The organism is Geminocystis sp. M7585_C2015_104 (assembly GCA_015295805.1).
GTDB lineage: Bacteria > Cyanobacteriota > Cyanobacteriia > Cyanobacteriales > Cyanobacteriaceae > DVEF01.
Window position 1 is genome coordinate 1 of the sequence record DVEF01000102.1, and the last position, 24798, is coordinate 24798.

21 protein-coding genes are annotated in these 24798 nt (G+C 44.0%); 9 read left to right on the forward strand and 12 right to left on the reverse strand.

Features of this window, described 5'->3' with window-relative positions; translation table 11 throughout:
* Positions 1-546: 546 nt before the first annotated feature.
* The 6 genes from IGQ44_12330 to IGQ44_12355 form a co-directional block, all read right to left on the reverse strand.
* On the reverse strand, positions 547-1962 hold the full coding sequence (locus IGQ44_12330; protein ID HIK38763.1) for an O-antigen ligase domain-containing protein: 1416 nt from the start codon (positions 1960-1962) through the stop codon (positions 547-549).
* Positions 1963-1968: 6 nt separating this feature from the next.
* A complete protein-coding gene (locus IGQ44_12335; GenBank protein HIK38764.1) occupies positions 1969-3069 on the reverse strand; it encodes a glycosyltransferase family 4 protein in 1101 nt (366 codons plus the stop codon).
* Between the two features lie 188 nt (positions 3070-3257).
* Complete coding sequence (locus IGQ44_12340; protein HIK38765.1) at positions 3258-4625, reverse strand: oligosaccharide flippase family protein; 1368 nt, start codon at positions 4623-4625, stop codon at positions 3258-3260.
* A 204-nt stretch (positions 4626-4829) separates the two neighbouring features.
* Positions 4830-5738 (reverse strand): glycosyltransferase, encoded by a 909-nt coding sequence (locus tag IGQ44_12345; protein HIK38766.1) that lies wholly within the window; start codon positions 5736-5738, stop codon positions 4830-4832.
* Between the two features lie 33 nt (positions 5739-5771).
* A complete protein-coding gene (locus IGQ44_12350) occupies positions 5772-5933 on the reverse strand; it encodes a hypothetical protein (protein HIK38767.1) in 162 nt (53 codons plus the stop codon).
* A gap of 299 nt (positions 5934-6232) precedes the next feature.
* Positions 6233-7066: a DNA adenine methylase gene (locus IGQ44_12355; GenBank protein ID HIK38768.1), complete on the reverse strand. Its 834-nt coding sequence runs from the start codon at positions 7064-7066 to the stop codon at positions 6233-6235.
* 976 nt (positions 7067-8042) lie between these two features.
* Between IGQ44_12355 and IGQ44_12360 the strand changes: the two genes are divergently transcribed.
* The gene (locus tag IGQ44_12360; protein HIK38769.1) at positions 8043-8342 is read left to right on the forward strand and encodes a hypothetical protein; all 300 of its coding nucleotides are present in this window, start codon (positions 8043-8045) and stop codon (positions 8340-8342) included.
* A 41-nt stretch (positions 8343-8383) separates the two neighbouring features.
* Positions 8384-11470: a hypothetical protein gene (locus IGQ44_12365; GenBank protein ID HIK38770.1), complete on the forward strand. Its 3087-nt coding sequence runs from the start codon at positions 8384-8386 to the stop codon at positions 11468-11470.
* 225 nt (positions 11471-11695) lie between these two features.
* Here IGQ44_12365 and IGQ44_12370 read toward each other — a convergent pair whose 3' ends face one another.
* Both IGQ44_12370 and IGQ44_12375 read right to left on the reverse strand, forming a co-directional pair.
* Positions 11696-12607, reverse strand: a complete 912-nt coding sequence (locus IGQ44_12370) for a glycosyltransferase family 2 protein (GenBank protein HIK38771.1) — start codon at positions 12605-12607, stop codon at positions 11696-11698.
* A gap of 33 nt (positions 12608-12640) precedes the next feature.
* A complete protein-coding gene (locus IGQ44_12375; GenBank protein ID HIK38772.1) occupies positions 12641-13495 on the reverse strand; it encodes a branched-chain amino acid ABC transporter permease in 855 nt (284 codons plus the stop codon).
* A gap of 185 nt (positions 13496-13680) precedes the next feature.
* Between IGQ44_12375 and IGQ44_12380 the strand changes: the two genes are divergently transcribed.
* A complete protein-coding gene (locus tag IGQ44_12380) occupies positions 13681-14220 on the forward strand; it encodes a translation initiation factor IF-3 (protein ID HIK38773.1) in 540 nt (179 codons plus the stop codon).
* A gap of 235 nt (positions 14221-14455) precedes the next feature.
* Here the strand turns inward: IGQ44_12380 and IGQ44_12385 are convergent, their stop codons facing one another.
* The gene (locus IGQ44_12385; GenBank protein ID HIK38774.1) at positions 14456-15577 is read right to left on the reverse strand and encodes a branched-chain amino acid ABC transporter permease; all 1122 of its coding nucleotides are present in this window, start codon (positions 15575-15577) and stop codon (positions 14456-14458) included.
* Between the two features lie 182 nt (positions 15578-15759).
* Here IGQ44_12385 and sixA point away from each other — a divergent pair, with 182 nt between their 5' ends.
* The 3 genes from sixA to IGQ44_12400 all read left to right on the forward strand — a co-directional run bounded on the left by sixA (position 15760) and on the right by IGQ44_12400 (position 18032).
* Positions 15760-16254, forward strand: coding sequence for a phosphohistidine phosphatase SixA (gene sixA, locus IGQ44_12390; protein HIK38775.1), 495 nt, complete (start codon positions 15760-15762; stop codon positions 16252-16254).
* Between the two features lie 59 nt (positions 16255-16313).
* Positions 16314-17459 (forward strand): citrate synthase, encoded by a 1146-nt coding sequence (locus tag IGQ44_12395; protein ID HIK38776.1) that lies wholly within the window; start codon positions 16314-16316, stop codon positions 17457-17459.
* Positions 17460-17726: 267 nt separating this feature from the next.
* Positions 17727-18032 carry a CpeR family transcriptional regulator gene (locus IGQ44_12400; protein HIK38777.1) on the forward strand — a complete coding sequence of 102 codons (306 nt, stop codon included), beginning with the start codon at positions 17727-17729 and terminating at the stop codon, positions 18030-18032.
* 10 nt (positions 18033-18042) lie between these two features.
* Here IGQ44_12400 and IGQ44_12405 read toward each other — a convergent pair whose 3' ends face one another.
* A complete protein-coding gene (locus tag IGQ44_12405) occupies positions 18043-18780 on the reverse strand; it encodes a hypothetical protein (GenBank protein HIK38778.1) in 738 nt (245 codons plus the stop codon).
* Between the two features lie 391 nt (positions 18781-19171).
* On the opposite strand from IGQ44_12405, the gene IGQ44_12410 reads away from it, so the two are divergent.
* Complete coding sequence (locus IGQ44_12410; protein HIK38779.1) at positions 19172-21463, forward strand: VacB/RNase II family 3'-5' exoribonuclease; 2292 nt, start codon at positions 19172-19174, stop codon at positions 21461-21463.
* Positions 21464-21543: 80 nt separating this feature from the next.
* Entirely contained in the window at positions 21544-22281 is a 738-nt protein-coding gene (locus IGQ44_12415) for a DUF3153 domain-containing protein (GenBank protein HIK38780.1), read from the forward strand.
* On the opposite strand, the gene IGQ44_12420 is transcribed toward IGQ44_12415, so the two are convergent.
* The gene (locus tag IGQ44_12420) at positions 22278-23681 is read right to left on the reverse strand and encodes a phosphoglucosamine mutase (GenBank protein ID HIK38781.1); all 1404 of its coding nucleotides are present in this window, start codon (positions 23679-23681) and stop codon (positions 22278-22280) included. The two genes, IGQ44_12415 and IGQ44_12420, sit on opposite strands and share 4 nt — an antisense overlap.
* A gap of 136 nt (positions 23682-23817) precedes the next feature.
* On the opposite strand from IGQ44_12420, the gene IGQ44_12425 reads away from it, so the two are divergent.
* Positions 23818-23991 (forward strand): hypothetical protein, encoded by a 174-nt coding sequence (locus tag IGQ44_12425; protein ID HIK38782.1) that lies wholly within the window; start codon positions 23818-23820, stop codon positions 23989-23991.
* Here IGQ44_12425 and raiA read toward each other — a convergent pair.
* Positions 23976-24548 carry a ribosome-associated translation inhibitor RaiA gene (raiA, locus tag IGQ44_12430; protein HIK38783.1) on the reverse strand — a complete coding sequence of 191 codons (573 nt, stop codon included), beginning with the start codon at positions 24546-24548 and terminating at the stop codon, positions 23976-23978. The genes IGQ44_12425 and raiA overlap by 16 nt on opposite strands.
* Positions 24549-24798: the final 250 nt, after the last annotated feature.

The window sequence follows — 24798 nt, forward strand, 5'->3', positions numbered from 1 at the left end:
AAATTAAGACTATGACCTACTATAGTACTAACCCTTATTTACCTTGGCAATGACTTCACCCCTCCCTTCTCATCTAAATCCAATTTGTCATAATCTTTAGTTTAGTTGGTATCCCATTGCTTACTTCCCTCCCTCTGAGTCATCCAGGGTCGTGATGACTTAAAATGGTCTAAAAAGGGAAATTGAAGCGACCAATCGCTGATTCCATTTAAATTAATGCCAATAGCTGCCTTTTCCTTTCTTTATCCCTGTTTTTCTCCCCTTTTACCCTTTGTCATCCCACTGCCTCCCTACTTCATTCCCCCAACAATCCCAACAAGACTATCACCAAACCCCATTTCTAATGTTTTCCATATTTTTCCTCCTCCAACATTTCTTCTCTTCTATGGCATACAGCTAATTATATGATTAATTCCCTTGACAAGGGTGCGGGGCTAATGATAAGATGGCGCCGTGGAAGACGGGTTGGGAGACTGTCGAAACAGTTGTGCTGTTCATTTTTTATTTGAGAAATTTCTATTTGAGAAATAAAATCAAGAAAGAGAATTACTGGGAAAAGGAGTGTAGGCGTTTTTTTGTGGCCTTATAGTTAGCAATAAGAAGGCGGCGAGAGGAGGAAGAAGAAGGGTAGGAGGGAGAGAGAAACAAGGCAGACAAACCACCACTAATAAGGGGGAAAATGGGATTAAACATGTTGTTAACAAGACAATCGATGGCAAAAAGGAGTAGGGAAACGGCAAGAGAGATAGTGGGGGAAATACGAGGATGCAGCCAGGTGTTGGGGGGAAAACGAAAACAGGTAATCAGCAAAACGGGGAGAATTAATAAAGCCATGACACTGGCCAAACCTAGCAAACCATTGACACCAAAGACAATAATCCAAAGACTGTCAGTAACAGTAACATCTACCCATTCTCCCAAATAATTCTCCTCGAAAACCCGATTACGCCCCCACCCCCCCCAGCCAAATAACCATCTCTCCCTCGCCTTGGTAGCCAGTATCTCCTCATTGTTTATTCTAAATTCAAAAGACTGTACCCGGTCAGGCTCAATTATAGTTTGACTGTATAATAGGTCCAACAATTTCTCTTTGGGGAAATTCCCACTAGCAGATAGAGTTAAGTACAAGACAATAATGCCAGAATAAACAAGCAAGGGTAAAGGCAAATTGAAAGAGATAAATCGGGGGAAAAAGAGGCAAATTAATCCTAACAAAAAAAGAATATAAGCCCCAGTAGACTTGCAAAGGATAAAGGTGACTAATAGAATGGCACAAACCCAGGAAATGGGAATATTCCAGATTTTCTTCACAGACTTAGACTGCCATAACCAAATAGCAACCAGGGTAGCAGTCATCATAAATACACCCAGCATCAAGCCATGTTGCAAAAACACCTGTGGGCGCCATCCCCCTAGCCTTTTTGTCTGCAAGAAGGAGTGGGGAAAATAACCATAAACAATCCTATGTAGCTGTGGACTCATTCTAATCTCATATAAGCATAAGGGCACATATAAAAGTCCTCCCTTGACAATACTTATGGCTAATTCCCTAAACCCCGAGGGGTTATTCAAGTATAGTCTGCCTATAAAGTAAGGTAACCCCCATTGAAATAACTGGCTGATAGACGAATTTATCCCGTCATACAAGCCCAACCCATTAGTCAGAGAAGAGAAAATGGGGCTAAAACCATACACTAATACCGGCAAATCCACCCAGCTGAATCGAAGGCGACGGAAAACCTTAGAATCATAAACGGCAACGGCAATCAATATCCCATAGCAAGTGGCAAAAATCTCCTTATAGTCGGGAATCAAAGGCATCTTAAAACCAGCCTTCCTCGGCAAGAATAAAAAACCGGCAATGAAGCTGACTATAGCCGCCTTTCTTGGAGGAAACTGGTTGAAAATATAGAAAACTACGGGCAGCCATAAGATTAGTGCCAATTGCGCCTGCGGTGACATGGTAAACTATATCTCCCCCTTTCTGGTACGCTCAATTGCCCTACATAACGCCTTTTCAAACAATTCTGCCGCCTCATCCCAAGTATAACTGGTAGCCGTTTTGTATGCTAGGGAGGACATTTTTTGCCACTCTTGTTGTGACATTTGTACTATTTCTTCAATAGCCCTTGCCATATCCTCAGGATTTTCCGGTTTTACTAGAATCCCCCCACCTTTGCTTAACAACTCCGGTGCTGCCCCTGCAGGAGTTCCTATTACAGGAGTACGACAAGCCATAGCTTCCAGAATAGGCAACCCGAAACCCTCCACCCTACTACCAAAAAGCCAGGCGTCACACTGGGCATATATATTTCTAATCTCATCCTGGGGTGGCAATCGATAATATACACACTTAGTAGGCAAAGGCAACCTAGGTAGAGGGGGTATAGTGCCAAACGCCACCAATCGTAGAGAAGGTATTCTCTCCGCTGCTATCCGAAAAGCCGTCAGACTAATATCACATCCCTTCCAGTATATATCAGAATACATTAGTCCTACAGTAGGAATCTCATTTTTTCCCCGTGGTGGCGCATAAAACTGCCGTAAATCCACGGCATCTGGAACTAAATCTACATTCTCATCCCCGTATTCCCTCCTCATCACCTCCACCAACCATCTGGAAACCGTCACCTTATGTAGTGGTAAACCATAAGTTGCTGCCGCCCTTTCCTTTGGCAAGTAGTCGTGTACCTCATGATGTCTTACCATGTAAACCTTTGCTCCCTTACTCCTAGACAACCCTGCCACCCACTCTGCGGTTTCCCACCAGGTTGCCACCACCACATCCGCATCCGGTAAATCCTCATCCCTCAAAGGCGGCAGATGGTTAACCACTATGGCTGGTATATCCACTTCTTCTACATAGGAAAATCTTGTTTGTCTTCCATTCCATCCCTTCCCCTTTAACCAATTCTTAATCCTTTGTTTCCAACCAGGACTTCGTTTCTTCGGACAATACAATTGTACCTCGTGTCCCCTTTTTTGCAGATGATACGCCAGAGTTACATTCGCACGAATTCCTCCCGCCAGATTTCCCTCCCAATTCGGCAACACAAACGTTACCCTCATTTCCCCTCCCTCCACTGCAATATATTCCTACACCCCCTCATTTTATCTCAACCCCCACACCCCAATTACCCCCCCGGACCCTTGACAAAACCCATGGCGGCAGGTGTAGAGACTGCCGGGGTTGCGCCTGGCCTTAATTTAAATGTAAATTTTTTTCAATAATATAGATTTAAGTGTGAAAGGCAAAATTAGAGAAAAAAGGGAAGAGGAAGAGAAAAGAGGAAGAAAAGGAGAAGACGAGAAAGGGCAAAAACAAAAATAAAAGAAAGTAGAACAATAGTGAGAAACAAATCTTGTCGGAAGAAAGAAAACCCCTCGCGCCAAAGGCCAAAAACACTGACAGAATAGTTGGGCATATCGTTAAAACCAATAGCAATAATACCCCAGAATAAATTGAATTTAATAATAGCAAAAGGGAAAACAGTAATCATGTATAAAAACTTTATAAAGACGGATAGTGTATGGTATTGAGGCTTGCCAAGAGAAAGAAGAATTTGACCCGTGCTAATACTGAGAATAAGTGGCCATAAACCCAAGGTTAAAATGGCAAACATCCAACCAGCATCCCGGTATCTCTCATCATATAGAATGTCAATTATAATGTCACTGAAACAGAAGAAAAAAGCTACCATAAGTGCAGACAATGCTAGTAAATGTCTTCTTTTTTCAAGAAGTTTCTCCAGAAAAATATCTCTGGGTAATACCTGTAACTGGTGAGACACGAGGGGGAAAATAACTTTGTCACTTAACCTATTGACTATCTGTCTGGGAATATCAGCAAAAGTAAAAGCAATGGTATAAACCCCCAAAATTTCTAAAGGTAACAGTTTACCTATGACAAGTCTGTCGGTTTGATTAGCCAAAAAAGTAATAGCAGTGGCAACAAAAATCCAACGTCCAAAGGAAAATAATTCCTTCAAACAATCTCTATCCCAAAGAAAAGTATGAGGGGTGGAAGAAAGAAGATGACTCCAAAATAATTTAACTATATTAGCCACCAAAGTGCCAAGGACCAATGCCCAAATAGTGGGTTTATAAAGGGCTATGGCAATCATCACCACAACCGCTATAATCTGGGTAACTATTTCCATGACAGTGAGTTTCCCTATTTCCACCCGTCTATTTAAAACCGCTAGGGAAGTAGAATTAAATCCGGCAATAAAAGTGTTACTACCCACTACGGGAATCAACCAGGAGAGTTCGGGTATTTTATAAAAATTCGCAATAGGCATGGCAATTACAAAGCAAATCAGCCATAGTGTAATACCTCTGATTACTTGTAAGGTCCAAGCAGTATTCAAAAATCTGGAGTCTTCCCCTCTAGGACTTCTAATTATGCTTGGATTTATACCAATGTCCGAAAATAGATTTAAACCAGTGATAAAAGTATAAACCAGTGCCATCAACCCAAATAACTCAGGCTTCAACAAACGGGTTAGAATTATGTTGTTTACCAGTCGAATGAATTGGGAAGCACCATAGCCTGCAACCGTCCATATACTACCCCTAATGGCCAATTGTTGCAAGGATGTATTAGATTGTTTTTCTTCCCCCATGGGTCAACTCAATTGTTGTCATAATCCATCATCATAAATTACCCTAACAGGAGGGCATACTCCAAAAACTATTTTTTTTTTCACAATAGGTTATAACAGACAGCATAATAACCAGAAGATAGCCCCGCAAACAACACTATACTTACCGCCAGTCATCCAAAGACAATATGCTACAATGGGTGTCTAGACTCAACTATAGGCATATCAGTAGCCCCTTAGACAACACCAAAACAGTCGCCAGTTGTCCAAATGCAAGGGATTTTCAATCAAGGCTTTTAAGGCATATTTTCTACATGTCTTAATATTGCCCCCTTGTAAACTCCACCAACCCCACTTACGGTAAATCTCCCCCCTACTCACCGGCTTTTGGGGGATTGTGACGCCAAAATCCCCAGCAACAGTTATACCTCTTCTCCTACAAGCATCCAATACCGCCTTCCTACAACCCCCCAGTTGGATATGACGGTATTTACCGCCAATGCTGTCCACATGGAGGCGATATTTCAACAGTATCTCAGGAAGGTTTGCCAGTTTGCCAATTTCTGCCAGTCTTAAAAACAAATCCAAATCCTCGGCATGGGAGTAGTGGCGATAACCACCAACTTTTTCCAAACTCTCTCTCCTTATAACAGCCGCGGGGTGAATTATCATACTGCCTACCCCCCGCAAATTCCCCTTATCTATCTCCTCATGGGTAAAACAGTCTCCAAAAGGCTTTATGGGCAAACCCTCTGCATCAATTGCTAACACTCTACAACCCACCGCAACGTATTCAGGATTGTTTTCTAAAAACTTTAGTTGCCTTTCCAGTCTCTCTTTTATAGCAATATCATCGGCATCCATTCTGGCAATGTATTTACCACGGGCTTGTTTAATCCCCTTATTGAGACAGTCTACTATCCCCCTATTTCTAACATTATTCAACAGTTTTATTCTAGAGTCTTTCTTGTAGAGGCTCTCTAGGATTTCCAAGGACTTGTCAGTGGACCCGTCATTGATTATAATAAGCTCAAAATCGGGGAGACTCTGTGCGAGAATACTCTCCACTGCCTCCTCTAGATATTTTTCCCCATTGTAAACGGGCATCACTACGGAAACTAGACAGTCTCTCATACTCTCCGGGTGGGTATAACTCCTCTCAAGGGACTAGTATAGATTATTGTTGCCGTTTATATTTGTCTTTTCGCATTTTACCTCGATGATAGTACAATTGTAACCATCACCCTGCCCCCCTTCTAGGTATTCCCCAGTTTCCCCTTGAAAGTTTTCCCGAAGGGGGAGGTTTCTCTCAGCAGTATTTTTATGCATCTCCAACTTCCCTTGTCTACCAAATGTTATCCGTGGTGGTGGATGATTTTTCTTGTCTAAAATGCCTTTTTAGTGTTTACTTTTTGCTCTGTTTTTGTTCCTGCTTGTATTTAAACCCCATCCTTTCAGTTAAAGTCTCAAATCCATTATTAATCATCTTATTATTAAGTATTCATGGTCTTTTGAATTCCTAGGTATACTCTCCCATACTTGCAATCTTCATGAAGCATTCTTCCTGTTATTGCTACCTTATTTCTTCTTCCTTTAATTTCTTTCTTTCTCTCATTTTTGCTACCTTATTAAAAATTTTTAATCAGTATTTCTATTTTTGATTTTTTCCTACCGCTCGCCTTACAGCTTATATACCTATTCGCTTCCAACTCTTTTATTCTGTAATTTTTATACAAGGCTTTTATAAATTCCGTGTTTGAGTTAGACAGCATTAAATAACAGCCCCTATTGTCAAGTTCCCTGAAAATTTCGGAAAGCTCTATTTGTTCCTTTTCTGAAAAATCGTATTTTGTATACTTTGTAAAAGAAGATGTCTTACTTATAGGGTGGTAGGGGGGGTCAAAATAAATAAAATCTCCTCTTCCTGCCCTATAACAAACCTCTTTGTAGTCGGTATTATAAATCTCTATATCTGCGCTGTTTAGGTATTCTGAAATTGATTCCAAATTTTCCTTGTCTACAATTTTGGGATTTTTATAATTACCAAAAGGTACATTAAACTCCCCTTTTGAATTTTCTCTGTACAATCCATTAAAACAGGTCTTGTTAAGATAAATAAAACGGCTCGCTCGCTTCACTTCTGATAAAAATTCTGGTCTTAACGCCCTTATTTTATAATAGTAAATGTGCTCATTTTTGTGATTTCTTAGCTCTATCAAAAGTTCTCCTAAATTTTCTTTTATAACTAAATAGGCGTTTATGAGCTCTTTGTTAATGTCATTTATTATAGCCTTTTGGGGCATAAGTTCAAACAATAAGGCCCCACCACCCACAAATGGTTCTATGTATCTATTAAAATGTTTTGGTATCTCCTTTTTTAAGGCGTTTACAAGCTGTCTTTTTCCTCCTGCCCATTTTACGAAGGGCTTTGGTTTCCTGTGTGTAGTAAATAGTGTTATCATAATTTTCCCTCTATGGCTCATTGACAGGTGTGGGAATAGTTTTCTGAGACTTTGAAGTCCGCTATATTTAACTCATTTTTTTCGTTTCATACCCCCATTGTTGCTGTTGCAACAGTATATTATTTATCCATTAATTGGGTAGTTTTTCCCAGGAGTTGGATAGTTTTTAAACATAACCTCCCTTTAGTTTTCTATGATTCTAATTTAGTCTTTATCTGTTGTTTTTCCACCTCTTCGGCTTTTCCAATTGTCCCACCCATTACGTTATATACTTTCCTGTATCATTTTAGATACCTAACACATTTTTTTTAGCTCTGCTCTTTAGCTATTATTTTCCCATACCCTCAATCTCTTCAAGTAGGTTTTCTCAGTTAACCAGCCGGCACACCTTGTCTTTTAGTCTTTTAGAAGTTCCAGACTTACCCCTAACCATAGGGGATAGTCTTTATATTATAGATTTTTTAGCTTTTTTCTGATATGCTTCTGACAGCCATCTCAAAACCTCATCTAACCACTCCGTTTATGATTCTACCTCGTAATCCTCAATTTTACAGGGGCGGAGATGGTTTATATTATACTATTATGCCTCACTTCTATATTTTACCTCCACGAATTTTATAACTTTGTGGCTTTATTTTTTTCTGATTATATTTCTTCGATTATCCCTGTTTTATCTCTTCTTTTTTTCTTAGAAAAATCCCTTTTTCTGACTAATTTTTATATATCTATATTTATGAAAATTGCACCTTATCTTCTATTATTAGCCGACAGCTTTCAGGGGTTTTCTTTTCGATTTTTTCCAATGCTTTTCTTCCCAACCCGTTTATTTTGGGAATATTCCTCAACTCCCCACGGCTGTTTTTCGTCTGTCAAAGCCGGGTTTATATTATCCTGCCTAGTCTAACTCCTTTCCTTTCCTTTTCCCTTTGTCCAGAATACAACTAACCAATTCCCCCTTGACAAAAGGATTGGGCAAATGTTAAGGAGGGGAAGCGGGGAAGACAGGTGCAAAGACTGTCAAAACGCTTGGGGTACAGTATTCTTTGTTGAGAATAAAAAGCAAAAGTATGGAGATTCACGAAAAGCAATATGGCGACAGAGAGGAAAAATAAGGCAGGGGGAGGGTGTAGGGGATAATACTGAGGGTTTAGAAAAATTTAGAAAGAGAAATGAGGGAAAAATAAGTAGAAAAAACGAGGCAAAAAGAGGAACAAAGTGGAAGAATGAGACCGGGACAAAAAAAGAGGAGAAAGAAAAACAAGAAAAGGGGAATTAAACATGAGGGAGAGATGATTACAACTAGGGGGGAAGAGTAAAATGAATGGGGGTGAGGGTTATACATATCCCATAAGTCAGATAATATCAACACAGTTTATACCCCTAAATGGGAATAATACCCCGGGAGAAGCAGGAGTAGGACTTGTGGCTAACCCCTATCCTGGGGGAGGGGGGGGAAATAATTATCTTCCGGAATACCCACAGGCTATTGACTTTAACCAGGCAAATATCTCCCCCTATAGTTATCAAGACGGATGGGGTGGCATTGAGACAAGCTATGAAATTCTAGAAGAGGGAAATACCATAAAACTATCTGGAAATGCCTGGAAAAAAATCTATTACCCATACAATGTAACTGAGGACACACTATTGAGTTTTGAATACCGCAGTCAAGGGGTAGGAGAAATACAAGGGATAGGAATAGAAACTGATGACATATACTCCCATTGGGATTTAAAATTTAGACTAGGGGGGACTGAAAGTGTCACTGGACTAGGAAACTTCAAATATGACTACACCCACCATCAGGGGAATGACTGGCAAAAATTTACTATCCCACTAGGTAATTACTATTCGGGAAACTTTAACTATCTAGTGTTATTCAATGACAATGATAATTCCGATTCCAACTCTGAGAGTTATTTTCGCAATCTGAGGATATATGAAAAGGATACCACTGCTCCTCAAGCAAGTATTGAAATACCTGTCTCTGTTTTTAGCGACGGGGAGTATCGTTTTTTTGTAACCTACACAGACAACTTTTCCCTAAACCTAGCCACCATAGACAACTATGACATTAGAGTGAGGGGGGAAAACGGCTTTGAACAATTAGCTAAAGTAGTTGAAATAAACAGCAACAATGGCAGCAATGTTAAAGTCACCTACTCCATCTCCGCCACAGATGGGAAATGGGATTTCAATGACAATGGCGTCTATCACTTTAGCCTAGAAAACAATCAAATAGGCGATACCAGCGGCAATTTCCTCCAAGGCTTTACCCTAGCCAGTGTATATGTCAACAGTGTCATAGATTTCAACAAGGCTGATATCACTTCCTTTGCCACCAGGGATGTCTCCAAAATCCATCAGGTAGACGACGACGGCAAAACCATCACCCTGAGGGGGAAAACTTGGAAAGCCATTCCCCTCAATTATACCGTTATTGACACCCCCAATCGCACCACCATCCTCGAGTTTGAATTCAACAGTAATCAAAGTGGATGGCTAAAGGGCATAGGTATTTCGACTACCGGTAACTCCCTCACAAACAAGGATGTGATATTCAATCTCTTTGGTAACGCCACCCGCAACAATTATATACCCATAGAGTATCAGGGGGAAGGCTGGCAAAAGATTACAATAGCTCTAGGTAAACATTACCAGGGTACCTTCAATTCCCTAGTACTCATCAATGACGATGGCAGCACCAAGGATATTAACTCATTTAGTGCCTTTCGAAATGTAAAGATTTATGACAGTTGGAACACGGCAACCCCAGTACAGCTGAACAATGTGGTAGTCAGCAATGTCAAAGCCAAGCAAAACCTGAGAAGAATAAACTTCAATGACTTTGACATCACCGGTTATGACCCAAAAGAAGACCTGGTAGGCAGTTATACCATCATAGATGGTGGCAAAGGATTAACCCTGACCGGCAACAGCTGGAAAAAAATTGAATTACCTCGTACTATTACACCAGATACGGTACTCACCTTAGAATTCTACAGCAGCCAGGTGGGGGAAATACATGCCATAGCCTTTGACAATGACAATAGTCTCGCCAACGGGGTTGCCTTCGCCTATCAGATAGCAGGGAGTGAATACTGGCGAGAGGGCAGCCGCGGAAAACTGTATGCTAGAGGATATCAAGAGGGGTGGCGAAGCTATTATATCAGACTGGGGGACTACCTGACCGGAAATGTTCAATACCTCATCCTAATCAATGACGATGACACCAATGCCAGTGCCAACAGTTACTTTCGCAATCTGGAAATATACGAAGAAGGACAACTGGTCAACGGTGACGCCAATCATCGCTTTACCGTCAGCTATGCTTCCCCCAATGGCGTCAACCCAGCCACTTTGGACCACAATGACATCCGCGTCACTGGGCCTAACAATTTCAACCAATTAGCTAAACTCCTAGGATATAGGGTGAGAGAAGATGGCTCAGTATGGGCCACCTACCAAATAAGTCCCCCCACCTCCCTGTGGAACCCAAGCCACAACGGCCAGTATACCATAACCCTGGAACCCGGTCAAGTCTTTGCCAACAATGGCCAGAGTCTGCCCGCCAAAACCCTAGGCACTTTCCAAGTCAATGTAAGCCAGTTACCCCTAGAAGGAGTCACCCCCATTTGGCATTCTGGATTTGAAAAAGGATATGCCATAGGCGAATGGCACTCTTATAACCAAAACTATTCTGACACAGGGGAGCCACTGCCGGGTAGAGGTTCCATGTGGACAGTCTTGTCAGCACAACAGGCTGCTGCCGAGGGGGTAGCTGTGGTGGAGGGCGATCGCATTTACAAAGGCCTGATTTATAACACCGCCCCAACAAACCATCGTCCCTATCCGGTCATCCACGTGGACGAAGTATCTAAAAACTATGTAAATGTCCCAGTGAAGCCCATTGTCAACAGATTTTATGTGTGGGCTGATTGGAACCCGGATGTAACACGCAACGACTGGCAGCACCTGGTTACCTATGCCAATAAAGACAACTGGGGGACGGTTTTGGTTTTGGTGATTAACTCCCACAACCGAGTACAACTAAACCACCTACAAGCGCCTCTAGGCGGCTATGGAGGGGGCAATGGTTGGGAATACGTCAACCCCGCCACCATGCCCCTAAGACAATGGGTACGTTTCACCACCTATCTAGACTATCAACAGGGGGTTCTATATGTATGGATGAATGGCCGACTCATTATCAGAGCAAGGGGGGGAAGACTGTTGGACGGACCCTCAGATTATCTGCTAAGGGCTCACTGGGGACTCTACGCCGGCGGCTACACTGATAATGGGGTGCAATACAACGACTCCATCCAACTCTGGACTCTAGACCAACCCCTGTCTGACCCCACCATGGAACCCCTCTCCCCCTACGATGGTCCCGGCTGGTAAATCACTTCAATTCCCTGATAATCCCCTTGACAGTCCTCCCACCGCCCTGCTAGGATGGGGGGGCCGTTTACCAGGTGGGAATTTTTGTCAAAAACAATGAAGTGGAAAAAGTGTCAGCAAAGAGAAAGGGGCCGGGGATAGATGAGAATAGATATCATATGTAGTGGGAGGCAAAAGCATAACCGGCGGACTTTTCACCTAGTGCTAAGAAAAATCACCCAAAGCCTAATTCTCAGCACCACCGGGAGGAGGAATAGTCTCCAAGGGTTTGCCAAGTCCTAGTCTGGCCATCTGCCAGGCGTGAAGAGACTTACGAAACTCTGGATCGTTATAACGGGGCATTCTTTGTAACATGGCAAGAAAATAACCAACCACAATAAGAATTCCACCAATGATATAAGGCCTCTCCCACATGCGATAAAAACCAATAGCAAAGATGTAAAGGGGATGAGTACCCATGAAATACTGACCCCGGCCCCAACGTAATCTACCTGTAATAATACCCTTCTCGGAAGAACCCATCAGCCGTTGGTGAATGAATTGAAGATTGGGATCATCAATACTACGAGTGCGCCACCCCTTCATCCTAGCGCGGTGAAAGGCAATGCCATCCCAATGCACCTCCCTCACAAAACCGCCGATGTCCTCAAAGCACTGTCGACGATAAAAGTTGATTTGTCCTGCCACCATGTCGTCAGCCATCCTCTCCTTAATTAGCTTTCCCCCCTCCAGTAAGTAAGGTTTGCCACTAGCCGCACCTAGGTGGGGATCTTTTTCAAAATAGGACAGAAGAGTAGCAAAATACTGGGGCTTGAACTCTAAATCTCCATCCAGTTTCCCAATATAGTCGTAGTCTTTCGTTTTTAGCCTCTCATACCCGTAATAAAATGCCTCCACCACCCCCGGCCCCACTGAACGTTTCCCTCTATCCGGTTTTCTAACTACGTGAATCCACGGATATTGCGCTGCCGCCCGTGCTAAAATCTCCGGGGTGCGATCCGTAGAACCATCATCCACAATAACCCATTCTACAGGAGTAATGGTCTGACTGACCACTGACTGGATAGTCTTCTCTAGGTACTTCTCCTCGTCACGCACAGGGGATATTAAAACAATTCTCCTACCTGGTTGAGTCATGGCTATATCACCATTGTGATATTCAGGGGAAGACTAAAAAATCCCCCTAGGACGTACCAGTAAAATCAAGATCATAATTAAAAGGGCTATTCCCAGTTTATAATCAGGCCCCACCAAAAATACACTCATCTCCTGGGCAACACCAATAATCAACCCCCCCGCAATAGCCCCATAAGGATTACCAATGCCCCCCATTATAACAGAAGCAAAAATGGGCAACAGCAGAAACCATCCCATATTAGGACGTACGGCAGTAATTAAACCGTATAGCCCCCCCGCTAAAGCCGTCAAAACACCCGTCACAACCCAGGTGAATAAGATTATCTGTTCCACATCAATACCTGATACCCTGGCTAAGTCTATATTGTCCGCTACTGCCCGCATCCCCTTGCCTATTTTAGTTTTTTGCAACAACAGGTGTAAACTAACAATGGCCACAATGGCCACCACAAACACTACCACCCAGTAGTAAGCAATCCTTATACCGCCTATGTCTAAAGCCTCCACCAGTGGCAGTCTATAATTTTGACTACTCCCACCCCAAATAAAGAGAATACCATTACGGACAAATAAGGCCAACCCAATAGACAAGATGATAAGACTGGTACTTGTAGCCCTTTTTCGGCGCATCGGCCCCCACAATAACTGTTCCGCCACTAACATGAAAAAGGTAGTAGCCACCATCGCCAGTAACAAAGACGGCCAAAAACTGATGCCCTGAGAATTTAGCCACCACGTCAAATAGGCCCCAAGGGTTAGAAAATCTCCATGGGCAAAATTGGAAAGACGTAATATGCCCAGGGTTAACGTCAACCCCACTGCCGCCAAGGCAATCACACTGCCCACCGCTATCCCATTGAAAAATGTCTGAACAAAGATTGCATCCATGAATCCCCTTATGATGTCAACCTCTTCAACTCTATTGTATCCCTTACTAACTACAGCGGTAGTTGCCTCCTACAATGGCAACAAGCCATTATAATAATCATTAGAATAAAATTAATCAACCATCTTACTACAACCGTAAAAGAATAAGTAATTTTGCCTACTGTCGGAGAAGAAAGTCAAAGCCTGTGACTTATAGCAACAAACGAACCAACCAAAAGGATTTGCCCAAAATAAACGAAAATATCCGCTACCCCAGAGTTCGACTAATTGACACCAATGGCGAGCAGTTGGGGATCTTTGACATTGAAGAGGCTAATCGTCTAGCGGAAGAAAGAGAATTGGACTTGGTACTGGTGAGCGAAAATGCCGATCCTCCTGTTTGTAAGATCATGGATTATGGGAAATACAAGTTCGAACAGGAGAAAAAGGCAAGGGCAATCCGCAAAAAACAACATACCGCCGAGATTAAAGAAGTTAAAATGAGTTACAAAATTGACGAACATGACTATCAGGTGCGTTTAAACCAAGCAAGACGCTTTTTGGGCGCAGGAGACAAGGTCAAAGCTACCATCAACTTCCGCGGCAGGGAGGCACAACACACACATCTGGGAGAGGAATTGTTAGAAAGGCTGGCAAAAGACTTGGCAGATGTGGCAGAGGTGCAACAAAAACCTAAAAAAGAAGGCAAAAATATCATTATGTTGTTATCTCCCAAAAAGTCCTAAAACCCCAACACAACCCTCCCCTTTTTTTTACTACCCCGCCTCCGTTTTTTCACTATCACGGGACAGTAGACAGGGTTTTGTAGTACTTTTGTTGAAATAAATAACTTAATAGGGCTAAAAAAAGGGAAAATAGATTGATTTAGAGGCTATCCCCTCTGGCCAGGTGGTAAAACACATAAAAAAATTGCCTCCCATTGAGAAGAAAATTCAAAGGGGGAGCATAGTGAGTTTAGAGCTAGATGTTGAGAGAAAGTTCGCCCTTTTTGCCCAGAATGCCCTGAGGACGCCAAAGCATTAGTAGTATTAGGATTAGGCCAATAACCATTACTCGGAAGGAGGCAACCTGGGCGGAGGTGAAAAAAGGTAGACTGCCGAAGAGAAAGCGGGTAAGAGAATCATAAGCCCAAAAAATAATAGCCCCTAACAAAACACCAGCATTATTACCAGCACCACCCAGTACTACAATAATCCAGGCATTAAAAGTCATCAGAGGCTCAAAGCTAGAAGGGTAAATAGTAGTCAACTGCCAACTGTAAAAAGCACCAGCAACCCCGGCAATGCCTCCCCCCAACATAAAGGCTTGGAGTTTATACCAGAAGACATTTTTGCCAAGAGATATAGCCACCTCCTCATCCTCCCTAATGGCTTTTAACACCCTACCCCACGGCGAATGTACCAGAGTTTCTAACCCCCAGTAAACCACCGCCAAGGCAATTAAGGTTAATAACATCAGGCCGGCTTTATAAGTGTAGTTATAAAGGGCAATTACTCCATTAACATAACAAACTAAGATAAAAATAACGGCAACGGCACCCCAAAAATAAGTGCTAAAACGACTAGGAGGTTGAAAACTTTTCCCTTGAATTTCCTGTGCCAGCTTTAGGCGTAATTTGAGGTTTTTAAACAGTTGCCAAAGGGCAAAAATTGCTAAGAAAGTAAGAGTGGCAATCATCACAAGTTTCCCAAAAAAATTCGGCTGAAAATTCCCCAAAGGCAAATTGTAACCCTGCAAACCAAAAGTGCCGTTAGTCAATTGTTCCTCATTTTGTACTATTAGACGCACCAACTCCCCGGCTCCAATGGTAACAATCGCTAAATAGTCTTCTCTTAGTTTTATACTACTAAAACCAATAATTAAACCAAACAAACAACAGGCTAAAACCGCTATCAACATGGATATAAACATTGGTACTCCAAGACGCATCTCCAACAAGACAGTAAAATAGGCGCCAAGGGTCAAAAAAGCCACATGGCCGAAGTTTATTAGCCCTGTAAACCCCCACTGCAAATTCAAACCCAAGGCAAAAAGGGCATAAATGCTAGCAGAAATTGTCAGGAAAACTAAATATTCAACCACCTTTTTTATTCCTACAGCTAAATAGAGCCTACCAGTAATATTAGATTTTAATGGATTAACAACCCCATTCCCCAATTGTAAATTCCCACAGACCCTAATTTCCGGCATCCCCTCCTTGAGATTACTGATATGATTAGTTGTTATATTCTAGATGGGAGTAGCTAAACCATAAAACCGAGAACATGAAAATGTATCTAGTCCGTCATGGCATCGCCGAATTGAGGACTCCTGAGAAGGATGACGCAGAGAGAATCCTCACTAAAAAAGGCATTGCCAAAACTCAAGAAGTGGCGGAAAAACTCAGCCAGAAAAATGTAAAATTTGACATAATCCTCACTAGCCCCTATGTGAGGGCAAAGGAAACGGCAATTATCCTCCAAAAAGCCAAACTAAGTAAACAATTGCAGGAACACCCGGCATTGATGCCCGACGGGAATCTTCTAGAATTACTCAACTGGCTACAAACATCACCATACCACAGTGCAGAAAGTGTAGCCCTAGTAGGACACCAACCAGATCTGAGTCAATGGGCAGAACTTCTAATTTGGGGAAGGAGCGAAGAGAAAATTATTCTCAAAAAGGCCGGTATTATTGGTTTAAATGTCCCAGACTTGAACAACCCCCTAGGAAGGGCAGAAATGTTCCTACTGGTAAGTCCTAAGTGGATAATTGATTAAGGACAGGATGGAATAGAGTCAAAAATGATGTAAACCTAGTAGTCGAGGTATTGATTGCTATGACAGAGTACACCTGCGAATTTCGACCCGGTTTAGAAGGCGTCCCAGTAGCCAAATCCAGCATCAGTTATGTGGATGGCCAAAAAGGTATACTGGAATACAGGGGTATCAACATAGAAGAATTGGCGCAAAAAAGTACCTTCCTAGAGACAGCCTATCTTTTGATCTGGGGAAAACTACCCACCAGGGAAGAATTAGACCAGTTTCAGGAAGACATAAACCGTCATCGCCGGATTAAATACCAAATCCGGGACATGATGAAGTGCTTTCCTGAAACGGGACACCCCATGGACGCCCTGCAAACTGCTGCCGCTGCTTTGGGACTGTTCTACTCCCGCAAAGCCCAGCTAGAAGAAGAATACATCAGAGAGGCAGTGGTGCGTCTTTTGGCCAAAATCCCCACCATTGTGGCAGCCTTTGCCCAAATCAGAGAAGGCAATGACCCCGTCCAGCCAAAGGAAAATCTTAACTATGCCGCCAACTTCCTCTACATGCTCACGGAAAGGGAACCAGAACCCCTGGAGGCCAGGATCTTTGATGTTTGTCTCATGTTACATGCGGAGCATACAATGAACGCCTCTCCCTTCTCCGCCATGGTAACCGCCTCCACCCTCACTGATCCCTATGCAGTAGTGGCTTCCGCTGTGGGCACCCTAGCCGGCCCTCTCCATGGGGGGGCCAATGAAGAAGTGTTGTTAATGTTGGAAGAAATCGGCTCAGTAAAAAACGTCCGCCCCTACATCGAACACTGTATCGAGAACAAAAAGAAAATCATGGGCTTTGGCCATCGGGTCTATAAGGTAAAAGACCCCCGTGCTAAAATCCTCCAACAACTGGCAGAAAGACTGTTTGAACTCACCGGCTACGACGAATACTATGAGATCGCTTTGGAAGTAGAAAGGGTCGTAGAAGAAAAACTAGGTCATAAGGGGATTCATGCCAATGTGGACTTCTACTCCGGCCTAGTGTATCGGAAACTGGGTATCAAACCCGACCTGTTCACCTCCATGTTTGCCATCGCTAGGGTTGCCGGCTGGCTTGCCCATTGGAAAGAACAAATCTCCTACAACCGCATCTTCCGCCCCACCCAAATCTACGTCGGCGAACACAACCTCCCCTATATCCCCATTGACGAACGCTCCTAAACTCCTGCGGGCGTATGACGTAATGGTACGCCCCTTTTTCCCCACCTAGTTAACATTTTTTTACCTCTCTACTTTTGCAGGCAGACGACAATGTGATAAATTTTTGGATAGGCCGGACATATATTTATTTTTTAAAAGGCCTTTATTTTAGTTTTTTATTATAAATATTTTGTTGTTTCTTTGGAAAAGCCCTTTATTTTTAACTCAAAAAAAGGGATAAATAGGCAGGATAGAAGCAGAGGAGATATTTGCGTTTTTGCTGGGTATATGTTGCCGCCAGTAGCGAGTAAAAAAATGCAGGCATGGATTAGAAGTAGGCATCTGATTTGTAAGAATAACTTACTGGTTTTTGAGACTTTTGATTATTCTGCCGTAGAAAAGTTTGAAGAATGTGTAAAATCTCTAGGAGGTGAACTATTATCCGTGGAAGTGTTGAGACGGGTCTGGCGAGGGAATCATCGGCAAGTATTACTATACCAGGCAAAAGCTTCTCTCTCCTCGCCAAATCATCCCATCAAACAGTACTGGTATGAAAAAGGAAGTCTTTACACCCGCTTCGATGATTCTTGTTGACGGCATAAATCTACGAGGGTTGACTTTTAAGATAGTTGAGAAATTCCATTAACTCCTCGTCGGTGAGCAAATGACGGGATTTTTTACCATAGGTCTCCAGTAAGTATTTTTTACCGTCCTCTTGGGTCCAACCCAGACGTTTCATCTCCCGCGTAGTCTCCTCAATAATCTGACTAAAGTCAATGGTTTCACTGGCCTCCTCCTCCCCTCCCCCTCCTACCGCCGGCTGTTGCCTCGAAAGAGAAGTCTCAAAACTACTAGTACCCCCCTGGTTGGACAACGAGGATTTAGAAACACCAGAGTATAACGTGGTAGTAGCCCGCTGTACGGAGGCTCCACCAGAGGGAGGAGACGCAATGGTACTATTTTCTCGCTGTGGGGAAGAAATCCCACTAGGGGGGGAGGATATAACAGGGGTTGTCACCCCAACAAGGGCCGGGGCATCATCGTAGGTAGGTCTATCAGCCGCAGAAGAAGTGGGCCGGGGCGGGGTCTTTTCCTTTTCGACCTCAGTAGAGGTTTTTGTAGTATGGTTATAATTGGGAAATCTTTCCTCAAGGTGTTGCAATTGGAAGTAAAAGTCTATAACCCTTTGGCGGGCTCTATCTTCCGCATCCTCCACCGTGTGAGCCGCGGCAAGGGCAGTTGTGATAGTATTTTGTTGAGCACAAAGGGACGCCCTTACGATATAATTGCCACCGGTGACAGTAATCAGCTCGGTAGTGAGGGCAAAGCGAGTTTCTGTCATAGAGAACAATGCATCCGGACAAGAGTTTGAGTACAATTATATTAAGCCAGTCTCCCATGTGGCGGGAAAAGAAGACAAGGAATGAGGTATAGTACTAGGGAGAGGAACAGGAGTTTTCCCCTTTCCCCTTGCGGGTGTGCCCTTATGACCCAGCTGTGGGCCGCATCATACAAGTTCCGCCCCTTCACCTCTTTCTTATGAGAATTTCCTATGAGAGTAGCCCGAGCAGGGTGTATTATGAACAATACCCGTAAGCCACCCCCGCAGGCCCCCTTTTACAGTTAAAACACCACAGGTCATAAACCCACCACTTGAGGGGATAACTGAAAACTCGTCCTCTTCCCTTTTACCTTTCAGTACCATTATAGCTAGTAAGAAAAGGACATAGTAAATGGAGTTCTCTATCGCTACAATTCTTTCCCTTTTAAGCCCAGATAAACTAGTATCCGGAAAACAGATTGAGAAAAAATTGGGCTGTGAAGACGAAAAAGACATCGAAAAACTACAAATAGCCCTAGACGTGTTAGAAAGAATTGGTGTGCTCACCAAAGAGTTTGGCAAGTACCGCCGGTGTATAGAAAAGGACGTGGTGGAGGCCAAACTACGCTGTTCCAGTAAGGGCTTCTGCTTCGCCATTCAGGATGACGAGGATGCCGATGACATTTACATCCGGGAAACCCATCTTAGCAATGCCTGGAATGGCGATCGGGTTCTGGTGAAAATAATAAAAGAGGGCACCCGTCGTCGCTCTCCAGAAGGAGAAGTCAAGGTCATCCTGGAAAGGGCAAACCCCTCCGTTTTAGCCCGGGTTGTTCAAGACGAAAATGGGGATTACATGGCAGTGCCCCTAGACGACCGTCTCCTCTTTGAAATCAAGCTGAAAGAAAACGGAATCCCATTAGCGGAAACCGTTGACCATCTAGTGCATGTAGGAATATTGCGCTACCCTATAGGACAAAAACCTCCTATTGGCAAAGTGCTAAGAGTTTTAGGTAGTGACGCCGCCGCCGCCGCCGACATCGATATTGTCTCCTCAAAGCACGACTTGCCCCATGAATTCCCAGAAAAAGTCCTCGCCCAAGCCAGTTCCCTCAGCTGTGAAATCCCCCCACAGGAGTGGGAAAAACGCATAGACTTAAGGGAGCTCCTCACTATTACCATTGAACCGGATGTGATGACAGAACAAGACCTGTTCCGGGAAACCGCCCTCTCCCTGGAAAAGGCAGAAGACAATAGGTGGATTTTAGGGGTTCATATTGCCGATGTGGCTCACTTTGTGCCGGAGGATACCCCCCTGGATAGAGAGGCCAGAAAAAGGGGCACCGCTGTCCATTTGGGCCACAAAATTATCCCCTTGTTCCCCAAACAAGTCCAAGAGTGTGCCTCTCTTATCCCCAATCAAGAGCGTCTGGCTATTTCTGTCCTAGTCACTCTGGACGACAATGGAGAGGTGCTGGGGTATCACATCAAACCTAGCATCGTCAGGGTGGACCACCAATTGACCTACAAACAAGTACAAACCATGATCAGCACCAACAGTGCCAAACCCGGCCTGGAGTCCACTCTGGAATTATTGAATCATCTTTTGTTTGAAATTAGCCCCACAGTCAAGGCCAGACGTCTTCAAAAAGGGGGTTTTGATATTCTTCTGGACGACGTCACCTCCTATTTTAAAGACGAGGGGAGAATTGGTGCCATCGCCTCTTATCCCAGTCTCCCCATCTTGTCTCTCCTCACCGAGTTAATGGTATTGGTGGGAAGGCTAGTAGCGGAACACTTCCAGCATTTACAAATCCCCGCCATATATTGTAGTCAGGGCAAACCAGATTGGGATGAATTGGAGGATCTACTGAAACTAGTGGCCAATCTCGGACTCAAATTCCAACTGGAATCCGAGGATGAAATCTACCCCATGGACTACTACAGACTAACGCAGGCCTTCAGCAATTCGGAACAGGAGAAGATTTTACAACATGAGAAGATATTACACCACCTACTGCTCAACTCCCTCAAGTCCAATAAATACACCCTACACCCGGCACCCCATTTTGGTCTAGCCCTGGATAGTTATACCCACTGCCTGTCCCCCGGACAACGGTATGTGGATTTAGTCAATCAACGTATTCTGAAAAAGGTCTTTGAACAGGGAAGAGATCGTCGCACCACTCGTGTAAAAGAAGGGGTTGACTTGACCAGCAGTAGTTGCCATGGACAAATCCACTGGAAGGTATTACCTCCAGAAACCGAGTCCGAACTGGAGGCCGACTTACACTCCATTATCAGTCACCTCAATGAGAGGGAGAAAATAGCAGAGGATGCAGAAAGGGATTTAGCCGGCCTTAAGAAGGCAGAAAAAATGAAGGACTGTACCGGCAAAGTATTTCGTGGTTTAATTACCGGAGTACAATCCTATGGCTTTTTCGTCCAAATAATAGAAGAGGAGTTGCATCGGGAAAAGCCCCTACTGGTAGAGGGACTAGTCCATGTTAGTTCCCTTAAGGATGATTGGTATGAGTATCTGCCAAAATACTCCTGTTTAGTGGGCAGAAGAAATCGTCTGGTTTACCGTCTCGGCGACGAGGTAGAAGTGGAGGTGAAAAGTGTAGACTACTACCGTCAACAAATAGATCTAGTAGTTGTCCGTGGTGGAACTGTTGTCTCAGAAGACCATTTTGAAGAATAGTTGACCCCTCTTGACACCAGTTCCCTGTCAGGGGAAAATTGGGGCTGAATATCCACATCAGGGGGACTGCAATCAACATGTTGAAGAGACTCTTACTGTTTTTGTCCTTGCTAATCCTTCTAAGTGGTTGTGTTCGTTATGATGTGGGTATTCGGTTTCCCCAAGCCAATGGGGGAGAAATAGTCCAACATGTGAAATTGGGGCAACAGCTAGTCAATTTCAGTGGTGAGGAAGTCAATGAGTGGCTGAAAAGCATAGAACAAAGGGCCTCTTCATTAAACGGGAGGAGTAAACGTCTTAACGACTACGAATTGGTGGTGGCCATTCCCTTTTACAATGGCAAGGAGCTAGTAGAAAAATTCAATGAGTTTTTTGCCTCCTCCCCCGAGCCACAAAAAATCCCTAAGAAAAACCCCGACTATTTCAACCTATCTGCCAGGATGAACCTGGAGCAAAACAACTGGCTTTTTCTAGAGAGAAACGTCTTAGAATTTGAGGCAGATTTAACACCTCTAGCTCTGGTTTCCAAAGAAGGCAACATCATCATTTCCGGAGAAGATTTAATGGATTTGAGGTTCAAGTTGAATATCCCCCTGTTAGTAAAAATAGCAGGCGAGGGAGTCAAATGGCAAAAAACAGGAAACCAAGAGTACGAAATAAGACTGTCTCCAGGGAAAATAAACAGGATAAAAGCAGTTTTTTGGGTGCCTAATTATGTAGGGTTGGGCACTATGGCAATCATAATTTTCGTGAGCTTAGGGTACTATTTAAAATACAAAAAAATGCCCCTCCTAGAGGGGACAAGAGAAGGACTTTAAGCAAGACTTTGAGCCACCACAGCGGCTAGATAATTGCTCCAGTACCCCGTCAACTCGGGACTTTCGGCTTCCACCATCACGCGGATAAGAGGCTCAGTACCAGAGGCGCGAATTAACACCCTCCCCTGAGCTCCAAGGGCCGCCTCTGCATCAGCTATGGCCTTTTGGATGGCGTCACAGTTATGCCAGGAAGCGCGTTTTTTTTGATTTTCCACTCGGACGTTTTTCAGCACTTGAGGATAACGGGAGAAACTGTTGTCTACCAACTCGGCCAGACTAACGCCAGCTTGCTTGACGATAGAAGTCAATTGTAGCGCAGTCTGCAGACCATCACCGGAATAGTGGAAATGATGGCAGATAATATGGCCGGACTGTTCTCCTCCCAACATGGCACCAGTATCCCACATGGCAGTTTGGACATGTTGATCGCCAACGGGAGTACGGATTAATTTACCCCCCAGTTGTCGCCATGCCATTTCAAAACCCAAATTGGCCATCACTGTAGCCACTATGAGGTTGTCTGGCAATAGCTCCTTGGATTGCAGGTGTTTTCCCCATAAGTAGAGAATATAGTCGCCGCAGACTACTCTTCCCCGGGCGTCCACCCCCATAGCCCGATCAGCATCTCCATCAAAGGCAAAACCCAGATCAGCCTTATATTCCCTGACGGCCTGTTGTAACTTCTCCAGATGGGTAGAGCCACACTGGACGTTGATGCGCTCGCCATCTGGGGAGGAGTGGAGACAAATCACCTCCGCGCCCAGGGTTTCAAAGAGGAAAGGGGCTAATTCTACTGATGCCCCCCATGCCAAGTCCAACACAATACGCAGGCCGGAAAAATCCACACCCGCGGGGAGGGAATCCAAAAGAAACTTAGCATAGCGCTCGGTCAAGCAGTGTTGTTGTAGTACACTCCCACACTCGGAGGGATAGGGAAAAAGATGGCCATAGTAAATCTGACGGATGGCATTATCCATGGAGGTGGTAAGAAGAGAATCCAGCTTTTTGCCATCGCCACCGAAAAACTTAATGCCATTATCTGAGGGGGGATTATGACTGGCAGAAATCATGATGCCACCAACAGCCCCCGTAATATGAGCAAGATAGGCCACACAGGGAGTGGGACACAAACCCAAATGCCAAACCTCAAACCCCATGGCCGTCAAACCGGCGGTGATGGCCATGCTCAGCATATCACTAGAATTGCGAGAATCTTGGCCAATAATCACCACCCCACCAGGATAGAATTCCCGCCAAACCTTGCCCGCTGCAAGTCCCACCGCCAAAGCCAAATTGGGTGTTAACAACTCCCCCACCCTGCCTCTAATGCCATCAGTTCCAAATAGTTTCTCCGGCAACTGGCAATTCACTGAAGGGGGAGACGACCAAGACACTACCATTTTTGTTCCTCACACACAATTTTTAACAATAAATAGCTTATAACAGTTGCGTCTCTTCTCCCTAATTCAGTTTCGACGCTAGAGTTGCAATAAAAGTTTACATAGTATAGGATAGAGATGTAGTAACAAAAAAAAAATGGCAATTACCATTGTGGTTTTGGCAATTGTCCTGGTGGTGCTGTTGTTTTTGGGAGATGAGGACAACTGGGGAGGAGGCAAGGGGGAACCGGCCCTGGTGAGGGTTCCCGTAAAAAGTGAAAACCGGCTTCCCCCGACTGCAACTAGAAGAAGGTTTTATTTGCGGGGTTGAATTAAGCCATAGCCGCCGTGGTTACGCTCATAGATGACGTTGATTTCGCCGGTTTCCTTGTTGCGGAACATGTAAAAGTCATGGTCTACCAACTGCAGCTGTTCCAGGGCCTCTTCTACAGTCATCTCTGGCATAGCAAAATACTTCACCCGAACCACCTCCGGGGGTAATTGGGGCTGGCGAGAGCCTACCAGACTAGCTTCTACCATTTTCTCCTCCACCGCATTTACAGTCTTCTCGGTGGTGTGGGTTTTCCTGGCCAAAATGCGTTCCTTGTACTTGCGGAGTTGACGGGCAATTTTATCAGAAACTAGGTCTATACTGGCGTAGAGGTTTTCACTATTTTCCTGGGCTCGGATCACGGTGCCATTGGCATAGACTGTCACTTCTGCCTTATGTTTGTTGCTGATGCGGGCGTTGCGTTCCACCGACAAGTGGACGTCCATTTTTGTGGCCAGATGTTGAAAGTGTTTAACCGCCTTTTCCAATTTTTTCTCTACATAATTCCGAATGGCATCGGTGACTTGGATATTATTACCCTGGATCAATAACTTCATAACTTACACTCCATTTTTTCGGTTTTGACTAGCTGTTTTTGGAAAGAAAACAGAGAATTATGGAGAATTTTCTTTCCTCAAGAGGCCTTTTTTCCCCCCCTTTTTTCCTCCTCGCTTGGAGGGTTGAGGAGGACGGAGCTAGGGAAACACCATTAATACCTGAGCCTGCCACACCAGAAAATCGCCCTGAGGACGCCGCGGTCGGACATATTTTTTGCCAGGTTTTGTTTTTTTTATTTCCCCCTTTCTT

Excerpts from the sequence above, each read along its gene's own strand:
- raiA (HIK38783.1), bottom strand. The coding sequence starts at position 24,548 with ATGAAGTTATTGATCCAGGGTAATAATATCCAAGTCACCGATGCCATT.
- IGQ44_12410 (HIK38779.1), top strand. The coding sequence starts at position 19,172 with ATGGAGTTCTCTATCGCTACAATTCTTTCCCTTTTAAGCCCAGATAAA.
- IGQ44_12405 (HIK38778.1), bottom strand. The coding sequence starts at position 18,780 with ATGACAGAAACTCGCTTTGCCCTCACTACCGAGCTGATTACTGTCACC.
- IGQ44_12420 (HIK38781.1), bottom strand. The coding sequence starts at position 23,681 with ATGGTAGTGTCTTGGTCGTCTCCCCCTTCAGTGAATTGCCAGTTGCCG.
- IGQ44_12355 (HIK38768.1), bottom strand. The coding sequence starts at position 7,066 with ATGATAACACTATTTACTACACACAGGAAACCAAAGCCCTTCGTAAAA.
- IGQ44_12330 (HIK38763.1), bottom strand. The coding sequence starts at position 1,962 with ATGTCACCGCAGGCGCAATTGGCACTAATCTTATGGCTGCCCGTAGTT.
- IGQ44_12340 (HIK38765.1), bottom strand. The coding sequence starts at position 4,625 with ATGGGGGAAGAAAAACAATCTAATACATCCTTGCAACAATTGGCCATT.
- IGQ44_12425 (HIK38782.1), top strand. The coding sequence starts at position 23,818 with ATGGCAATTACCATTGTGGTTTTGGCAATTGTCCTGGTGGTGCTGTTG.
- IGQ44_12400 (HIK38777.1), top strand. The coding sequence starts at position 17,727 with ATGTTGCCGCCAGTAGCGAGTAAAAAAATGCAGGCATGGATTAGAAGT.
- sixA (HIK38775.1), top strand. The coding sequence starts at position 15,760 with ATGAAAATGTATCTAGTCCGTCATGGCATCGCCGAATTGAGGACTCCT.
- IGQ44_12395 (HIK38776.1), top strand. The coding sequence starts at position 16,314 with ATGACAGAGTACACCTGCGAATTTCGACCCGGTTTAGAAGGCGTCCCA.
- IGQ44_12365 (HIK38770.1), top strand. The coding sequence starts at position 8,384 with ATGAATGGGGGTGAGGGTTATACATATCCCATAAGTCAGATAATATCA.
- IGQ44_12360 (HIK38769.1), top strand. The coding sequence starts at position 8,043 with ATGTTAAGGAGGGGAAGCGGGGAAGACAGGTGCAAAGACTGTCAAAAC.
- IGQ44_12350 (HIK38767.1), bottom strand. The coding sequence starts at position 5,933 with ATGCATAAAAATACTGCTGAGAGAAACCTCCCCCTTCGGGAAAACTTT.
- IGQ44_12375 (HIK38772.1), bottom strand. The coding sequence starts at position 13,495 with ATGGATGCAATCTTTGTTCAGACATTTTTCAATGGGATAGCGGTGGGC.
- IGQ44_12370 (HIK38771.1), bottom strand. The coding sequence starts at position 12,607 with ATGACTCAACCAGGTAGGAGAATTGTTTTAATATCCCCTGTGCGTGAC.
- IGQ44_12345 (HIK38766.1), bottom strand. The coding sequence starts at position 5,738 with ATGAGAGACTGTCTAGTTTCCGTAGTGATGCCCGTTTACAATGGGGAA.
- IGQ44_12335 (HIK38764.1), bottom strand. The coding sequence starts at position 3,069 with ATGAGGGTAACGTTTGTGTTGCCGAATTGGGAGGGAAATCTGGCGGGA.